We start from the raw sequence: 16,547 nt of genomic DNA, 5'->3' as shown, positions 1-16,547 counted from the left end.
CATCACGCCATACTTCTTCGGCGATGCCCCCCGTCGATCGCACCGCCCAGGACCGCTCTGCCAAGCGCGTAGCCCTGGTCCTGCCCGGAGGGGGTGCGCGCGGGGCCTACGAGGTCGGCGCGCTCTCCGTCATGCTCCCCGCCCTGGAGCGCCGCGGCGAGCGGCCGACGATCTTCTGCGGGACCTCGGTCGGGGCGATCAACGCCGCCTACCTCGGGTCGGTCGCGCACCTGCCAGTCGCCGACCAGGTCGAGCGTGGCCTCGCCCACTGGCAGAGCCTGCGCAAGGGCGACGTGATCCGCAACGTCGTCGGCCCGGGGCTCCCGCGGACGGCGCTGCGCTTCATCGGCGACATGCTCGAGGTCCCCGGGGTCCGGCTCGCCGGCCTGCTCGATCCGACTCCACTGCGGGCGACGCTCGACCGGCTCGTCGACTGGGACGACCTCGCCCGCAACGGGCAGGACGGCAGCTACGAGGCGGTCTGCCTGGTCGCGACATCGCTGGCCCGGAGCGGCCCGGTCGCGTTCGTCCAGGGCTCGGCCCCGACGCCGGTCTCGCGCATGGCCGCCGACCTGCGCTACGTCCCCGTCGACGCGCTCGACGCCCAGCACGTTCGCGCCTCGGCGGCGATCCCGCTGCTGTTCGCGCCGGTCCGGGTCGACCACCCGCCGGAGGCGGCCGACTACTACGTCGACGGGGCGACCCGACTCAACACACCGATCGCGCCGGCCCTGGCGCTGGGCGCGGACCGCGTGATCGTGATCGGCTTCGAGCCGCTCGGCCAGCGGGCCCCGCGCGAGTCGCCGGACGGGCCGCAGGTGCCGCGGATCGCCGACGTGGTCAGCAACATCGTCGACGGGCTGCTCGTCGACCAGGTCAACGACGACCTGCACCAGATGGTCACGCTCAACGAGATGCTCGCCGCCCCGCGCAGCGCTGGCGCCCGGGCCTCGCGCGCCTTCCGCAGCTCGCGCAACAAGCCCGCCTACCGCAAGGTCGAGTACGCACTGGTCTCGCCGGAGTACCGCGGCGAGCTGGGCGATCTGGCGGAGGAGGTCTTCGAACGTCGCTACGCCGGCTGGCGTGGGCTGACGCGCCCGGACTTCCCGATGCTCTCGCGGATGCTGGGTGGCGGCCGGACGCGCGCCCGCGGCGAGCTGCTGTCGTTCCTGCTCTTCGACGACCTCTACTTCGAGCTGCTGATCGAGGCGGGCAAGCGCGACGCGCAGAGCTGGCTCGACCGGCATCCCGACTTCTGGTGCTCGGAGGCGGGGCACGACTTCGACTTCGACACCGGCCGGAATGCCGTGGTCGTCGAACCGCCGGTGGCCACCACGATCGAGCCCGTCGAGCCCGTCGAGCCGATCCGCGCGACCGGCTGAGTCGCGGCGCCCCCCCCCCTACCCGCGCAGCCGGGGCAGGACCGTCTCCGCGTAGGTGCGGATCGTGCCGTCGGGGTCGGCCTGGCCGACCAGCTGGAGGGAGATCGCGTCGGCGCCGAGCGCCGCCATCTCGCGGATCCGCTCGACGTGCTCGTCGGGATCGGCGCTGACGATGAAGCCCTCGTGCGCGAACTGCTCGTCGCTCATCCGCTCGTCGGCGAGCCGCTGCATCTCGTTCGGGTCGGCGATGTCGTCGGTGTAGATCTCGGGCAGCTGGGTCGGCTTCCAGCGGCGCGCGCCCTCCAGCACCGTGTCCTGCTCCTGCGCCCAGGCGATCCCGTTCTGGAGCACGATCGTCCCCGGCGGCTTGTCCAGCTCGTCGCAGGCCGCGCGGTAGGCATCGATCACGACGGGGGCCTGCTGGGGATCGCCGAGCGTCCAGAGCCCGTCGCCGTAGCGGGCGGCGATCTTCGCGGCCCGCGGGCCGAAGGCGGAGACGATCATCCGGGGCGCCCGCGCGGCGCGGGTGAAGAGCTCGGCCTGCCTCAGCGCGAACCAGTCGCCGTCGACGGTCACCCGCTCGCCGGCCCACAGCCGCCGGATCGCGTCGAGGCCGGCCGCGAACCGCTCCTGGCGGACGGGCACCGACGGCCAGTCCAGCCCCAGCGGCGACTCGTTGACCGCTTCGCCGGAGCCGACGCCGAGCGTGACCCGGCCGGGGAAGAGGCTCTCGAGCGACATGAACGTCTGGGCGACGACGCCCGGGTGGTAGTGGTGGACGACCGGGGTCACGCCGGTCGCGAGCGGCTTGGTCGTCACCTGGCCGATCGCCGCCAGGGTCACCCACGCCTGCGCGGCCTGGCCGTCGGGGAACCAGGGCGCGAAGTGGTCGGAGAGCCCGAGCGAATCGAACCCGGCGGCCTCGGCGGCCTGCGCCTGGCCGACCAGCTGCGGTGGGGTGAACTCCTCGGTCGATCCGGCGAACCAGTACTCGGGGGACGGCATCGTGATCGGCAGCTCCTTCGGGCGCGAGCGGTGGTTCGCGGCTACCCACCCGGCGGGAGCGTGAAACGGCGCAATGGCGGGTCGGAGCCGAACGGACGCCGACCCTCGATCGGCGGGCAACGCCTGAGGTAGCGTGGGGTGGGATGGCGAGCGTCGCCATCCGACTCATCACGACCGAACGGGGAAGCCCCATGCTCTTCGGTGCCGAACACGTCCGCCGCTACCGCGAGACCGACGGGGAGGAGGGTCACGACTGGCAGGGCACCACGACCCTGATCCTGACCACCACCGGCCGTCGCTCGGGCGAGCAGCGCAGCACGCCGCTGATCTACCAGCAGGTCGGGGATCGCTATGCGATCGTCGCCTCCAACGGCGGCGCCGCGCCGCCCGGGTGGTTCCTCAACCTGCTCGAGAACCCGGACGTCGACGTCCAGGTCAAGGGCGATCGCTTCGCCGCCAAGGCGCGGGTCGCGACCGCGGAGGAGAAGCCCGAGCTCTGGAAGACGATGGTCGGCGCCTGGCCCCAGTACGACGACTACCAGGCAAAGGCCGATCGGGAGATCCCGGTCGTGCTGCTCGAGCCCGCCGGCGCCTGAGCGGCGGGGCCCGGCCCGCTGCGGTCCCGCCCGGCGTACCGGCGGGACCGTTCCCGAGTCGGCTACTCCGTCGGCGTCGAGGCGGCGAGCCAGCGGCCGAGCGCGTGGCCACCGGCGAGGGTCAGCTCGCCGTCGGCGTCGACCCAGTCGCGGACGTGCAGCTCGTGGCCGAGCGCGTGGGCGTTCTCCGGCATCGTGCCCTTGCCGGTCTGGGTGGCGAGGGTGACCGTGCCCGGCTCGACCGTCCAGCGGCCGGAGTCGAGCGCGGCGAGCGCGCGGCCCTGGTCGAGGGTCGGGAGGTCGAGCGGATCGGGACCGGCACCGGTCGGACCGGCGGTCGGGGTCGGCTCGGGGGCCGGGGCGGCCTGCGGGTCACCGGTCGGCGTGGACGATCCGACCGAGACGTCGAAGTCGAACTGGTCGGCCTGCTCGCGCAGCCAGCGCCCGGCGCCCTCGGCCATCCCACGGGCGCGCTCCGGATCGATGCCGGTCGCGCGGGCCAGGTGGTCCAGATCACCCAGATCGGCCTTGGAGAGGCGCTCCGCGGAGCGCGTGACCTCGGCGGCGATCGCGCGCAGCGTTGCCTCGAAGCCGTTCGAGTCGCGGTCGGGTCGGTCGTCACTCATAGGTAGATCGTCGCAGGCCGAGGTGTGGGCAGCATCAATTGTTTGCTACCGCCCGTAGCGTCGGCTTCGGGCGCGTGCGAGACTGGCGCCATGGGTGGCGATCGCACGTACGACCTGGTCCTCTTCGGCGGCACCGGATTCACCGGAGGGCTGACCGCGGAGTACCTGGCCCGGAACGCCCCCGCCGGCCTCCGCTGGGCGCTCGCCGGCCGCAACCCGGCGAAGCTCGAGGCGCTGCGGGCGCGGCTGGCGGCGATCGACCCGACCGCGTCCGAGCTCGACCTGCTGACCGCCGACGTCGACGACCCCGAGTCGCTGCGCCGGGTCGCCGAGAGCACCGCCGTCGTGATCACGACCGTCGGCCCGTACGCGCTCTACGGCGGGCCGCTGGTCGCCGCCTGCGCCGAGGCGGGCACCGACTACGTCGACCTGACCGGCGAGCCCGAGTTCGTCGACCGGACCTGGGTCCTGCACCACGCCCGAGCGGTCGAGACCGGCGCCCGGCTCGTCCACTGCTGCGGCTTCGACTCGGTCCCGCACGACCTCGGCGCGTACTACACCGTCCTCCAGCTGCCGGAGGGCGTGCCGCTGAAGGTCGAGGGCTTCGTCCGGGCCGGCGCGGAGTTCTCCGGCGGCACCTACCACTCGGCGGTCAACGGCTTCGGGCGGGCGCGCCAGACGCTGCGGGCGGCGAAGGAGCGCCGGGCCGCCGAGCCGCGCCCGACCAACCGCCGGGTCTCGGCGGTCAAGGGCGCGCTCCGGCGCGACACGGATCGGGGCGGATGGGTGCTGGCGCTGCCGACCGTCGACCCGCAGATCATCCGGCGCTCGGCGCGGGCGCTCGAGCGGTACGGGCCGGACTTCTCCTACGGGCACTACATGGTCGCCAAGCGGCTGCCGACGGTGGTCGGCCTGGTCGGCGGGATCAGCGTGGTCGCGCTGCTCGCGCAGGCGCCGCCGACCCGCAAGCTGCTGTTGCGGGCCAAGAAGCAGGGCGACGGTCCCTCGCCGGAGACCCGCGCCAAGAGCTGGTTCCGGATCCGGTTCGTCGGCGAGGGTGGCGGCAAGCGGGTCGTGACCGAGGTCAGCGGCGGCGATCCGGGCTACGACGAGACGGCCAAGATGCTGGCCGAGTCCGGCCTCTGCCTGGCGCTCGACGAGCTGCCGGCGACCGCCGGCCAGGTCACCACCGCGCAGGCGATGGGCGACGCGCTGCTCGCGCGGGTCCAGCGTGCGGGGATCGAGTTCCGGGTCGTCGAGGGCGGCTGAGGGAGCGCCCGCTCAGAGCAGGCCGAGCTCGCCCGCGCGGGCGACGGCGTGCAGCCGTGAGCGGGCCCCGAGCTTGTCCATCAGCCGGCCGACGTGGCCCTTGACCGTCGGCTCGGCGATCACCAGCCGGGCGGCGACCTCGCGGTTGCCGCAGCCCGCGGCGAGCAGCAGCAGGACCTCGCGCTCGCGCCGGGTCAGGGCCGGCCTCGGCGCGGCGCCGTGGTCGGGGCTGCCCGCGGCTGAGCCCGTCGTCAGCGAGACGGTCGCGACGTCGGCGGGCAGGCGCTTTCCGCCGGGCACGGCGCTCCCGGGCGGGACGAACCGCTGGCGCGCGCGCAGCTCGACCTCGAGCTGGCGGGTGGCCGCGTCGTTGAGGCGGGTCGCGGTCGTCCCGGCGAGCCGTTCGAGCGCGCCGACCAGCCGGCCGCCGGGCGCGCCCGCGCGACGGGAGCCGACGTAGAGCAGGCCGACGATGCCCCACGGGCCGAGGATCGGGACGCAGGCGATCCCGCGCAGCCCCTCGGCGCCGATCGGCACGGCGAAGTCGTCGGTGATCGTGCGGGCGGTGCCGTAGTCGGCGACCGCGTGCGGCCGGCCCTCGGCGAGCACCCGCCCGCCGAGGCCGAGCCCCGGCCGCGGCGCCAGCCGGGCGAACCGGTCCGGCGTCACCCGTGCGGTGTGCAGCAACGGGACGGTGCCGTCGCCGGCGTTCAGGCCCCCGAACGCGAGCTCGCCGTCGAGGTCGGCGGTGATCGTCCGGACCGCGTGGTCGACGATCGTCGCGGCCTCGCGGGTCGGAAGGATCGTGGGCGTGGGCATCGGCAGGGGAGTCGGGGCCACGGACGGCGTCCGGGACCGGTCGTTCGAGCATAGCTCGCGCACACCCCCGCGATCGGGGGTCGGAGCCGGGGCGGCCGCGACGAAGGTCGCGTCCGGGCCGTCGGGATGGCCGCGAATAGCGACTTTCGAACGGTTGCCCGGGCAGCATGCCGGGCGTAGCGTGCTCGCACGCGATCGGACGCCGTGTCGGGTCGTCGGAGGAGAGAGGACCCCGCGTGAGCGAGCAGCTGACCACCCCCGGACGGAACGCTCCGGCCCGAATGCAGGACTACGCCGCCGAGCGCGAGCGCTTCGGCGTGACCGTGCCCGCGGTCTACAACCCGGTCGTCTCGATCGTGGAGGGCTGGGCCGCCGACGCGCCCGACGCGTTGGCGCTGCTGTCGCTCGGGCCGCAAGGAGAGGTCGTCGCCGAGCAGACGGCCGCCGACCTGGCCCGCGAGGCGCGCCGCTTCGCCCGCGCGCTGCTCGACCTCGGCGTTCGCAAGGGCGACCCGGTCTTCGTGATGCTCCCGCGCGTGCCCGCCTGGTACACGGCGGTGCTGGGCGCGATCCGGATCGGGGCGGTCCCGATGCCGGGGCCGAACCTGCTGACGCCGAAGGACATCGGCTACCGGATCACCCAGGCGGACGCCGTCGTGGCGGTCACCGATGCCGCGGGGGCGGCCAAGATCGAGGCGATCGAGCAGGAGCTGCCGAGCCTCCGCCAACGGATCGCCTGGGCCCCCGAGGGCACCCCGGACGGCTGGCACGGGCTCGACGAGCTGCTCGGCGCGGCCGCCGACCGGGCCTCCGGCGACTGGGACGAGGCGGCGACCGTCGCCTGGAGGGACACGCCGGTCGCGGACGGTCGCGGGGCGACGGGGGCGGGGGCCACCGGCGACGGGTCGGGTGGCGCCTCGGTCGTGGTCCCGCGCGACGGCCTGCCTGCCGAGCCGACCCGGCGCGAGGACCCGCTGCTGATCTACTTCACCAGCGGCACCGTCAGCCAGCCGAAGATGGTCCTGCACACCCAGGAGTACGGGCTCGGTCACGTCGCGACCGCGCGCTTCTGGCACGACCTGCGTCCCGGCGACCGCCACTGGACGGTCACCGACACCGGCTGGGCGAAGGCGGCCTGGGGCGGCCTGTTCGGGCAGATGCACGAGCGCGCGACGATCGTCCAGGTCGCGCTCGGGCGGCCCGACGCCGACACGATCCTGGGGATCATCGAGCGCCACCGGGTCACGTCGTTCTGCGCACCGCCGACCCTCTACCGGGCGCTCGTCCAGGCCGACCTGTCGGCCCACGACCTCGCCGCGCTGCGCCACTGCACCAGCGCCGGCGAGCCGCTCAACCCCGAGGTGATCAAGGTCTGGGCCTCCGGCACCGGCGGGCTGACCGTCTACGACGCCTACGGTCAGACGGAGACGACGGTGCTGGTCGCCAACTACCCGGCGGTCCCGGTCCGGCCCGGATCGATGGGGCTGCCCGTGCCGGGCTGGACCGTCGAGGTGCTCGACGACCACGGGAACCGCGCGCCCGACGGCGAGGTCGGCAACATCGCCGTCCGGGTCGACGACGACCACCGTCCGGTCGGCCTCTTCGCCGGCTACCACCGCAACCCCCACGCGACCGCCGCCGCCTTCCGCGACGGCTGGTACTACACCGGTGACAAGGCGGCGCGCGACGCCGACGGCTACCTCTGGTTCGAGGGCCGCGACGACGACGTGATCACCTCCTCCGCCTACCGGATCGGCCCGTTCGAGGTCGAGTCGGCGATCGTCGAGCACCCGGCCGTGGTCGAGGCCGCCGTCGTCGGCAAGGAGGATCCCGACCGGACCCAGATCGTGACCGCGTTCGTGATCCTCGCCGCGGGGTTCACCCCGAGCGACGAGCTGGCGCGGGAGATCCAGGACCACGTCAAGCAGCTGACCGCCCCCTACAAGTACCCGCGGGAGGTCCACTTCGTGACCGAGCTGCCGAAGACGGTCAGCGGAAAGATCCGCCGGACCGAGCTGCGCGACTGGCTGCGCGACGACGCGATCCCGGGCGCCGGAGGCTCGTGACCGGGCGCGGGAAGCCCGTCAGGGACCTGCTTTCAAACGGCCGTCAGGTCAGTTCATCTCGAAACGGCGGGGCCTCGACGGACGTGCGAACGGCGCTCCGCAAGGCTAGTGTTCGCGGCATGGGATGCGTGTCACCAGGGGAACGCCCGCACGGGCGCGACGGCCGATGGGCGGGCCACGTGAGCCCAGGCCACCGCGGGCACGTGGCCCGCGGACTGGTCGGGATCACCGTCGGCGTGGCGCTCGCGCTGTCCGCGGCGACCGGTGCCTCGGCGAAGACGATCGTCGGCACGCCCGGCCCGGACCGGCTCACGGCGACCTCGCCAGGCGGCGACGTGCTCGTCGGCGGTGGCGGAGCGGACACGCTGATCGGGGGCCCAGGCAACGACCAGCTCTACGGGATCCGCTCCAACAACGTGATCCGCGCCGGCGTCGGCAACAACTACGTCGAGGGCGGGACCGGCGACGACACCGTCACCGCCGGCGACGGGGCGAACACGATCTACACCGGTTCCGGGCACGACAGCATCACCGTCGGCAACGGCAACAACTACATCGACGTCGGCACCAGCAACGACAAGGTCGTCGCCGGCCACGGCAGCAACATCCTCCACACCGGCAGCGGTGGCGGCAGCTACACGCTCGGCAACGGCAACAACATCGTCTTCTACGGCAGTGGGCCGGCCGACATCACGCTCGGCAGCGGGATCAACGTCGTCTACGTCAACACCAGCAGCGCCGTCCGGTCGGTCGACTGCGGCGGCAACCCGCAGAGCGTGCTCTACATCAACCCGCGCAAGAGCAAGGGCGGGACGGGCAACTTCGGGGCGATCCAGCGCGGGCAGATCCGCAACTGCCCGAACATCGTCGAGCAGCAGGCCCAGCACGACCCGCAGGCGGGCGTGACCCGGATCAAGCGCGGCTACTCCAAGTTCCGGCTCAAGGGCACGCCCGATCGCGACGACAAGCTGCTCGGCTCGCACGGGTCGGGGACGATCGCCGCCGGCAACGGCAACAACATCCTCTGGGCCGATCACCTGAAGGCGGGCGGCGACAAGCGCGCCCGCAAGAGCACGACGACGATCACCGCCGGCAACGGCAACAACCAGATCTTCGGCGGGCGCGGCAACAACATCATCAGCGTCGGCCGCGGGGACAACGTGATCCGGGCCGGCGAGGGCGACAACACGATCACCACCGGCGGTGGCCACAACGTGATCCGCCTCCAGGGCCGCGGTCGCAACACCGTCACCCTGCGCGGCGGCGCCAACTACGTCGAGTCGTTCGCCAAGGGCCCGAAGCCGCGGATCCGCTGCACCAAGGGCGCGAAGGGGATCATCGTCTACGGCCGGGTCAAGCCGCGCACGAACTGCAAGGTCCGCGCGAGCGCCTACTCCAAGCGCGGCGCCCAGTACCAGGTCAAGGGCATCGTCCACATCGACGACGCGCCGTCCGCGTTCGAGGGGCGCCCGAAGCCGGGGGACAACGGCATCGGGGTTCCGCGGCCGCCGCTGGTCTAGGACACCGCCCCGAACGCACCCGACCTCGACGAACCCGTGGGGTCAGCCATCTAGCGGCGCGGCGGGATCGGACCGCCGGACGGTCATGGATCGTCCGGAGGTCGAACGGGATCGCCGTTGCCGCCGGCGCCACGTTCGTCGGGGAGCCGGGGCGGTGACATCCGGAGTCGCGCTTACAGTGTCGGCGCCTGGCTCCTAATGCCAGATCCCGAACGAGAAGAGCTCCCGCATGAGGCTACGTATCGACCGCCCAACCGGCTCCGGCTGGAGGCGCCGCCTGGCGCTCGCCGCCGTCGCCGTGGCCGCCAGTGCGGCGCTGGTCCCAGCCCAGGCCGGCGCCCAGGCGACCCGGACCTGGGTCTCGGGCATCGGCGACGACGTCAACCCCTGCTCGCGGACCGCCCCCTGCAAGACGCTCTCCGGGGCGATCGGCAAGACCGCGGCCGGGGGCGAGATCAACGCGATCGACTCCGCCGGCTTCGGCACCGTGACGATCGCCAAGGCGATCACGATCGACCTCTCCAGCGTGCTCGGCGGGATCCTGAACTCCTCGGTCAACGGGGTGGTCATCAACGCCGGGGTCGACGATGACGTCGTCCTCCGCGGGCTCCGGATCGACGGGGGATCGTCGGGGGTGGGACCCTGCGTGTACAACGGGCTCAACGGGATCCGCCTGCTGAAGGCGGGGTCGCTGCGGGTCGAGGACACCCGGATCACCCACCAGAGGCAGGCGGGGATCCAGGTCGCGCCGACCGCCGGCAACACGAGTCTCGTGGTCGACGACGTGACGATCGGCGAGACCTGTGGGGCCGGGCTCGACGTCGCGCCCGCTCCGGGTGCCAGCGTCGACGGGCTGGTCCGGGACACGACCATCACGAACGCCGGGACCGGCATCCGCGTCGGAGCCGGTGGCCACGTGCGGCTGTTCGGCTCGTCGATCTTCGGCAACGACACCGGCGTGGTGACCGAAGGCGGGATCCTCGACAGCTACGGCGACCACCAGATCGTCGGCAACGGCACCGACGGCAGCCCGACGAACACCTTCGGGAAGCCGGATTCGATCACCGTGCCCGGTCCGACCACGGTCGTCACCGTGCCGGTACCGGTGCCGGGGCCGCCCGTGGCGCCGGTCGCGGACAAGCGCTGCACGGTCCCGTCGGTCGTCGGCCTCAAGCTGGCGGCGGCGCGCAAGAAGCTCGAGGCGGCCCGCTGCACGCTCGGCAAGCAGACCGCCCGCAAGACCAAGAAGAGCAAGCAGGTCGGCCGGGTCCTGAGCCAGAAGGCGAAGGTCGGCAGCAGCGTCGCGGACGGTACGCCGGTGGCGGTGACGGTCGGCAAGCGCGCCAGGCGCTGAGCGCAGTGGTGGTCGGGGAGCGCGGTCGCTGAAGCGCTCCCCGACGCAACGAATCGTCGTCCAGTGGGTGGAATTCGGCGCCTTGTTGCGTCTCAGGGCAGGAAGCGGCGATGACCGTTGCGGGGCGGTCCTGACACGGTGTTTGATCGCCGTATGGAGACGATCAGCGAGGCACGCCCGGTCACCGCGACCGCCGACGACGGCTTCGGCCAAGGGCTCTGGGCGAGCGAGCAGCTCGTGCTCTGCCGGGACGACGAGGTCGGGCTGCGGGCGGTGATCGCGATCGACGACACCACCCTCGGGCCGGGCCTGGGCGGCGTCCGCTTCAAGCCCTATCCAACGGGCGAGGCCGCGGTCGCCGAGGCCCGCCGCCTGGCCTGGGCGATGACCCGCAAGAACGCGGTCGCCGGGCTGCCCTTCGGGGGCGGCAAGTCGGTGATCCTCGACGACGGCCGCGCCAGCGACCGGGTCGCGCTGATGCGCCGGTTCGGCGAGTTCGTGGCCCGGCTCGGCGGTAGCTACCTGCCCGGCGTCGACATGGGCACGAGCGTCGACGACCTGCAGGCGATGGGCGATGCGGGGGCGGAGGTCTCCTGCGCGACCGAGGACCCGTCGCCGTGGACCGCGACCGGGGTCTGGGCGGCGATGCGGGCGGCGGTCGAGCACGTCGACGGCCGCTCCGACCTCTCGGGCACGCGGGTCCTGATCCAGGGCGCCGGCCACGTCGGCGCCGCGCTCGCCCAGCACGTGGCCGACGACGGCGGGACGGTCCTGATCGCCGACATCGACGCGGAGCGGGCGGCGGCGGTCGCCTCGCGGCTCGGCGGCGAGGTCGTCCCGCTCGCGTCGCTGCTCGACGTCGACTGCGACGTCTTCGCCCCCTGCGCGGTCGCGCGGGTGATCGGCCCGGAGACGGTCGACCGGCTGCGCTGCCGGTTCGTCGCCGGGGCCGCCAACGACACGCTGACCGCGGCCTCGGTCGCGGTGCTGCTCGCGGCGCGGGGGATCGCCTACGTGCCGGACTACGTGGCCAACGCCGGCGGCGTGGTCCAGATCCACGCCCTGCGGTCCGGCTGGGACGAGACCCGGCTGCGCTCCGAGGTGCTCGCGATTGGCCCCCGGGTGTCCCGGATCATGGCCGACGCCGCAGCGGCGGACGTGACCCCGCTGGTCGCGGCCGAGCGGCAGGCCGACGCCCGGATCGCCGCGGCGCGGGCGGCCCGCCGGGCCTAGGCCGGGTCCGCGGGTGCGGTGGCCAGGCGGTCGAGGCGGTCGCCGGGACGAGGCGGGAGCGGAACGAGGGGCGGGGCGGAACGAGACGGATCCGCCCGCCCGATTCGAGGCACACCGTCTTCTTCGACCTGATGTGGCGTGCCCATCGGTGATGGGCCCGCCACATCGCGCCGCGCGGCCGGCGGTTGATGTGGTGGGCCCCATCGACGATGAGGTCCACCACATCGGACCGAGGCCCGCTGCCTGTCCTGCCGGGCGCCGCGACCGTCGCGGCGGCCCCGGCAGGACGGGGATCAGCGGAGGCTGATCGCCTGGCTGGTCGCGGTCCGGCCGCTGCCGATCCGGACCGTGTAGCGGCCGGCCGTGAGCTTGCGGCTCACGCTCATCCGGGCGACGGTGCCGCGGGCGTAGGTCCGGCCACCGCGCGTCAGCCGCGCCGTGGTCGTCCGCGTGAACGTCGCCTTGGCCTTCGCCGACGGCTTGGTCGCCGTCGAGCGCTTGGCGGCGCCGACCGTGCAGGAGACCCGCTGGCGCTTGCCGGAACGCGTGAGCTTGCAGGTCACCTTCGCGTCGCGGCCGGCGGCGCCACGGTCGCCCTTGGCGCCGGCGTCGCCCTTGGCACCCGGAGCGCCGGTCTCGCCCTTGGTGCCAAGCGCACCGTTCGCCCCGGGGTTGCCGTTCGCGCCGGTCGAGCCCTGCGGGCCGGTCGCGCCGGCGTCACCCTTGGCGCCCTGGGCGCCGGTCTCGCCGGGCGCACCGCTGAGGCCCGCCTCGCCCGGATCGCCCTTGGGCAGCGGGACACTGGTCGCGCTGAGCGCGACGACGTGCTCGCGGTCAGCGGTGTTGGTCTCGAGCACGAGGCGGCCCGTCGAGGTCACGTCGACCTTCGAGGGGGAGAAGCGCACCAGCACCCGGCACGAGCCGTTCGGGGCGATCGCACCGCTGCGGCAGCTCTCGCCGGCGAGCACGAAGTCGCCCGCGAAGCCACTGTCGGCCTCGAGCTTCAGCGCGCTGATCTCGAGCGGTTGGTCGCCTTCGTTCCGCACCGTCACCGTCTGTGGGGCGCTGATCGTCCCGACCGGCTGGGCGGTGAAGACCGGCACGTTGGCCGTGAGCTTCGCTCCCGGACCGGTCGACGCGGCGACCCGGATCGTCTTCTCGGTGGTGACCGGCGCCAGCGACGCCGCGTCGGTGAGCTCGCGCATCGAGTCGTTGGTCACCGAGACCTTGACCGTGCCCTGCCGCAGTGCGGTCAGCGCGCGGGTCGCCGGGTCGAGGATCGCGATCTTGCGAGCGCTGCGGGCGGCCTCGATCGCGGCGCTGCCGCTTCCGACGGCCAGGCCGGCGTCCCCGCTCCAGCGGACCGACATCGGGTAGCGCAGCGGCACCACGCGGGAGCCGGTCTGCACGCCCGAGGGCTGGACGATCGAGCCGGACAGCTCCTGGCTCGTGCCGACCTCGATCGACTCCGGGGCGTTGAGCTCGATCGACTGCGCGAACGCGCGCACGTCCTGCGTCAGCCACTGCTGGCCGGCGCTGGCGTCACGGTCGACGCTCCAGCGCAGCCAGCCGGTGAAGCCGCCGCGGTCCGGCACCCCGTACGGGGCCTTGCCCGACGAGGGCAGGACGGTGTAGGGGACGCCCTCGAGCCGGTGCACGTCGACGATCTGGGCGTGCGAGCCCGTCATCGTCACGCCCTTGTCGCTGCGCTCGCGGAAGTCGCTGAGCAGCTTCTCGACCAGCGCCACCTCGACGCGGTCGCCGAGCTGGCTCGACTTGGTCTCGGCCGGATCGTCGACCGGGTGGTGGGCGAAGACCGCGACGTTCTTGACCGCCGGGTCGCCGACCGCGCTGTCGAGCGCCGCCTGCAGCATCGGCAGCTGGGCGAAGTCCGAGCCGCGGAACGAGCCGAGCGCGCTGTTGAGCAGGATGAAGCGGGTGCCCTTGTGGTCGAAGGTGCCGTGGGTCTTGCCGAACTCGGTCTCGAACGGCGCCAGGTCGCCCTGGCCCGCCGGCCGGTAGGACTCGTGGTTGCCCGGCACGTAGTAGCAGGGCGTCTTGTTGGCCGTCGGGACCGGCGTGTCGTCCTTCCCGATCTGGGTGTCGAGCGGGATCAGCTGGCAGCCGCCGGTCTCCAACGTCTGCCGGGCGAGCGTCATGTCCGCGGCCTCGCCCTGATCGGTGATGTCGCCGTTGAGCACCACCAGGTCCGGGTTGGTCGCGCGGATCCGCTCGAGGGCGGCGACGCCGACCTTCGCGAGCTCCGGCTGGGTGTGGGTGAACTGGACGTCCGAGAGGGTCGCGAACGACCAGTCGTCCTTGCCGTTGGTCCGACCGTCCGGGGAGACGAGGTCGTCGGCCAGCAGGCCCTCCTGCTCCGGCAGCTCGACCTCGCTCGGGACGTCGACCTCGATGTCGCTGATCGTCAGCTTGCCGGGGGCCTGGGCGGCGGTGTTGGTCTCGATCGCCTGGATCGTGTCGACCCGGATCGGGAACGAGACGTCGGACGGGACCGCGACCTCGACGGTGTGCTCGCCGACCTCGATCGGCCCGCCGTAGACGTTGGCGTAGCCGCCGGAGGCCTTCGCCAGCGCGATGTAGGAGAGGCTGAAGCGCGCCTCCGACTTGATCTTGACCCGCACCCGCAGCGGCTGGCCGGGGAGCGAGATCTGGTTGTCGACCAGGGCCGCGCCGCTGCCGACGGCGGTGATCCCGACGTTGCGGGCGGCGCCGTGGGTCACCTCGACGCCGGCCGCCGTGTCGGTCAGCACCTGGTTGGCGCCGGCGCTGCCGGTCCAGGTCCAGCGGTTGGCGCCGATCATGCCGGCGTCCTTGAAGCTGAACGGGGTCAGCCGCTGGACGCCGACCGTGATCGGCAGCTTGACCGTGCGCCCCGCGACCTTGACGGTCAGGACGGTGCCGCCGTTGGCCAGCGGCGTGACCTTCAGGCGGTCGCCGGCGGGGGAGATCCGGACGACGTCGCGGTCGTAGTCGAGGTCGAGGTCGGCCATCTCGATCGGGGCGGTGAAGCCCTGGTCGTCGCGGCCGGTGACCTTGACGGTGACCGCGTTGGCCGGGACCGGCTCGGTCAGCGAGAGGCGGTTGCTGGAGAGCTCCAGGCTCCGCACCGGCTTCAGCACGCGGACCTTCGTCTCGGCCTGCGCCGCGTCGGTGGTGCTGCGGACCCGGATCGTGCCGGAGGCGTCCTTCGGCGCCCGCAGCTGGCCGCCGTCGACGGCGCCCGCCGACGCGTTCCAGCGGACGTCGCCGCGGGGCAGCGGGACCGGGGTCTGGTGGTCGTCGACCGCCTTGACGGTGAGCGTGCGATGGAGGCCGGGGAAGACCTTCGCGTCGCCGTCGCCGGGCGTGACGACGAGGTCGTCGACCTTGCCGTTGCCCGGGCTGACGAAGATCCCGATCCCGTTCGGGTCGAAGCGCTCGCTGCCGTCGGAGGGGCTGTTGCGGACCGTGGTGCTGGTCTCGCCGAGCGGTCGCGCGACCATCGTGGTCGAGCCGCCGCCGTCGAGGTTCGCCGCGGTCTCGGCGCCGAGCTCGACCATCAGCTTCGCCTGCTGGCGCATCGTCATGCCGAGGACCGGCGACTGGCGCCCGTCCGCGGTGACCAGCAGCATCGTCCTGCCGCCGTCCTTGAACCCGACCATCGTCCGCGGGTGGAGGTCGTTGTCGAGCTCGCTGTCGGGACGGGCCTCGCCGTTGCGGACCAGCTCGCGGTTGGTGCCGATCGCGAACTTCATCTGCTTGGCGATCGCGTCCTTGAGCCCGTACTTCAGGCTGACGTCGTCACCGACGGCGAGGGTCCGGAGCGTGTCGGCCGCGGCGTCGCTGCCGACGAGCGAGAAGCTGCCGGCGGGGAGCGTGCCGGTGCCGACGCCGGTCGCGTTGACGGAGACGACCTCGTCGTCCTGGACCACGACCTCGGCGACGTTGGGGCTGAGACCGCGGCCGCGGTCGGAGGCACCCCAGGCGGGGGTGTAGGCGTTGAGGGCGCCGCCGGCCTTGCCGTTGGCGTTCAGCGTCGCGACCGGATGGTCGGAGCCCTGGAACGTGGCGGTCGCGTCGAGGGTCATGTCGACCATCCGGCCGACCCCGTCCTGGCCGACGCCGACGTGGGCCCAGCCGCTGGCGTCGGCGGACTTCAGGAGCTGGCCGCCCTTGACCTCGGCCCCGAGCGGGGCGTTGGTGTTGCCGATGTCGAAGAAGTCGCCGTTGACGCCGGCGACGGCTCCGGCCTTGTCGGCCTTCTTCGAGATCGGGCCGGTCTCGGTGACGGTCTCACCGGACAGCAGGTCGGCGCCGACGGCCTGGTTGGCGAGGTCGACGGTCAGGATCTGCTGGTCGAACCAGCCCGACGGGTCGAGCGTCTTGAGGTGCCGCAGCGTGACGCCGGGACCGATTGGCTCGGTCTCGTCGACGAGGGCCAGCGGAGCAGCGTGCGCGGCGGAGACGGGGGCGACGAGCGCGATCGCGCACGCGGCCCCGGTCAGCCACGCACGACGGCGCCTCGACGGGCGCTCGGGGGGCAGGTTCACGGGGATCCTTTGGTTCGGTACGGCGGGCAACGGCCGCCCCCTCGTGACCGAGGCGGGGCCTCCGGGGCCAGCTTCACGCCCCGCCGACGCCGCCAGGTGAACCGCCGGTCGCGATCGTGTGGCGATC

At 73.3% G+C, this 16,547-nt stretch carries 11 protein-coding genes; 7 read left to right on the top strand and 4 right to left on the bottom strand.

Features of this window, described 5'->3' with window-relative positions; genetic code table 11:
* Window positions 1-23: 23 nt before the first annotated feature.
* The gene (locus ACVUH9_RS08330) at window positions 24-1,382 is read left to right on the top strand and encodes a patatin-like phospholipase family protein (protein ID WP_475755802.1); all 1,359 of its coding nucleotides are present in this window, start codon (window positions 24-26) and stop codon (window positions 1,380-1,382) included.
* Between the two features lie 18 nt (window positions 1,383-1,400).
* Here ACVUH9_RS08330 and ACVUH9_RS08325 read toward each other — a convergent pair whose 3' ends face one another.
* Window positions 1,401-2,387 carry a TIGR03557 family F420-dependent LLM class oxidoreductase gene (locus tag ACVUH9_RS08325; protein ID WP_475755800.1) on the bottom strand — a complete coding sequence of 329 codons (987 nt, stop codon included), beginning with the start codon at window positions 2,385-2,387 and terminating at the stop codon, window positions 1,401-1,403.
* A 191-nt stretch (window positions 2,388-2,578) separates the two neighbouring features.
* Between ACVUH9_RS08325 and ACVUH9_RS08320 the strand changes: the two genes are divergently transcribed.
* Window positions 2,579-2,983: a nitroreductase family deazaflavin-dependent oxidoreductase gene (locus ACVUH9_RS08320; RefSeq protein WP_475755798.1), complete on the top strand. Its 405-nt coding sequence runs from the start codon at window positions 2,579-2,581 to the stop codon at window positions 2,981-2,983.
* Window positions 2,984-3,045: 62 nt separating this feature from the next.
* Here ACVUH9_RS08320 and ACVUH9_RS08315 read toward each other — a convergent pair whose 3' ends face one another.
* Complete coding sequence (locus ACVUH9_RS08315) at window positions 3,046-3,609, bottom strand: hypothetical protein (RefSeq protein WP_475755796.1); 564 nt, start codon at window positions 3,607-3,609, stop codon at window positions 3,046-3,048.
* A 90-nt stretch (window positions 3,610-3,699) separates the two neighbouring features.
* On the opposite strand from ACVUH9_RS08315, the gene ACVUH9_RS08310 reads away from it, so the two are divergent.
* Window positions 3,700-4,878 carry a saccharopine dehydrogenase family protein gene (locus tag ACVUH9_RS08310; protein WP_475755794.1) on the top strand — a complete coding sequence of 393 codons (1,179 nt, stop codon included), beginning with the start codon at window positions 3,700-3,702 and terminating at the stop codon, window positions 4,876-4,878.
* Between the two features lie 12 nt (window positions 4,879-4,890).
* Here the strand turns inward: ACVUH9_RS08310 and ACVUH9_RS08305 are convergent, their stop codons facing one another.
* Window positions 4,891-5,697 carry a LuxR C-terminal-related transcriptional regulator gene (locus ACVUH9_RS08305; RefSeq protein ID WP_475755792.1) on the bottom strand — a complete coding sequence of 269 codons (807 nt, stop codon included), beginning with the start codon at window positions 5,695-5,697 and terminating at the stop codon, window positions 4,891-4,893.
* 236 nt (window positions 5,698-5,933) lie between these two features.
* Here ACVUH9_RS08305 and ACVUH9_RS08300 point away from each other — a divergent pair, with 236 nt between their 5' ends.
* The 4 genes from ACVUH9_RS08300 (at window position 5,934) to ACVUH9_RS08285 (ending at window position 11,870) form a co-directional block, all read left to right on the top strand.
* Window positions 5,934-7,763 carry an acetate--CoA ligase gene (locus ACVUH9_RS08300; RefSeq protein ID WP_475755791.1) on the top strand — a complete coding sequence of 610 codons (1,830 nt, stop codon included), beginning with the start codon at window positions 5,934-5,936 and terminating at the stop codon, window positions 7,761-7,763.
* 179 nt (window positions 7,764-7,942) lie between these two features.
* The gene (locus ACVUH9_RS08295) at window positions 7,943-9,283 is read left to right on the top strand and encodes a hypothetical protein (RefSeq protein WP_475755789.1); all 1,341 of its coding nucleotides are present in this window, start codon (window positions 7,943-7,945) and stop codon (window positions 9,281-9,283) included.
* 229 nt (window positions 9,284-9,512) lie between these two features.
* Entirely contained in the window at window positions 9,513-10,637 is a 1,125-nt protein-coding gene (locus tag ACVUH9_RS08290; protein WP_475755787.1) for a PASTA domain-containing protein, read from the top strand.
* A 153-nt stretch (window positions 10,638-10,790) separates the two neighbouring features.
* Window positions 10,791-11,870, top strand: coding sequence for a Leu/Phe/Val dehydrogenase (locus ACVUH9_RS08285; RefSeq protein WP_475755785.1), 1,080 nt, complete (start codon window positions 10,791-10,793; stop codon window positions 11,868-11,870).
* Window positions 11,871-12,163: 293 nt separating this feature from the next.
* Here ACVUH9_RS08285 and ACVUH9_RS08280 read toward each other — a convergent pair whose 3' ends face one another.
* On the bottom strand, window positions 12,164-16,420 hold the full coding sequence (locus tag ACVUH9_RS08280) for a phosphodiester glycosidase family protein (RefSeq protein ID WP_475755783.1): 4,257 nt from the start codon (window positions 16,418-16,420) through the stop codon (window positions 12,164-12,166).
* Window positions 16,421-16,547 lie beyond the last annotated feature (127 nt).

The sequence above is a fragment of the Patulibacter ginsengiterrae genome (assembly GCF_056269115.1).
This window is presented reverse-complemented; position numbering and strand designations above follow the sequence as displayed.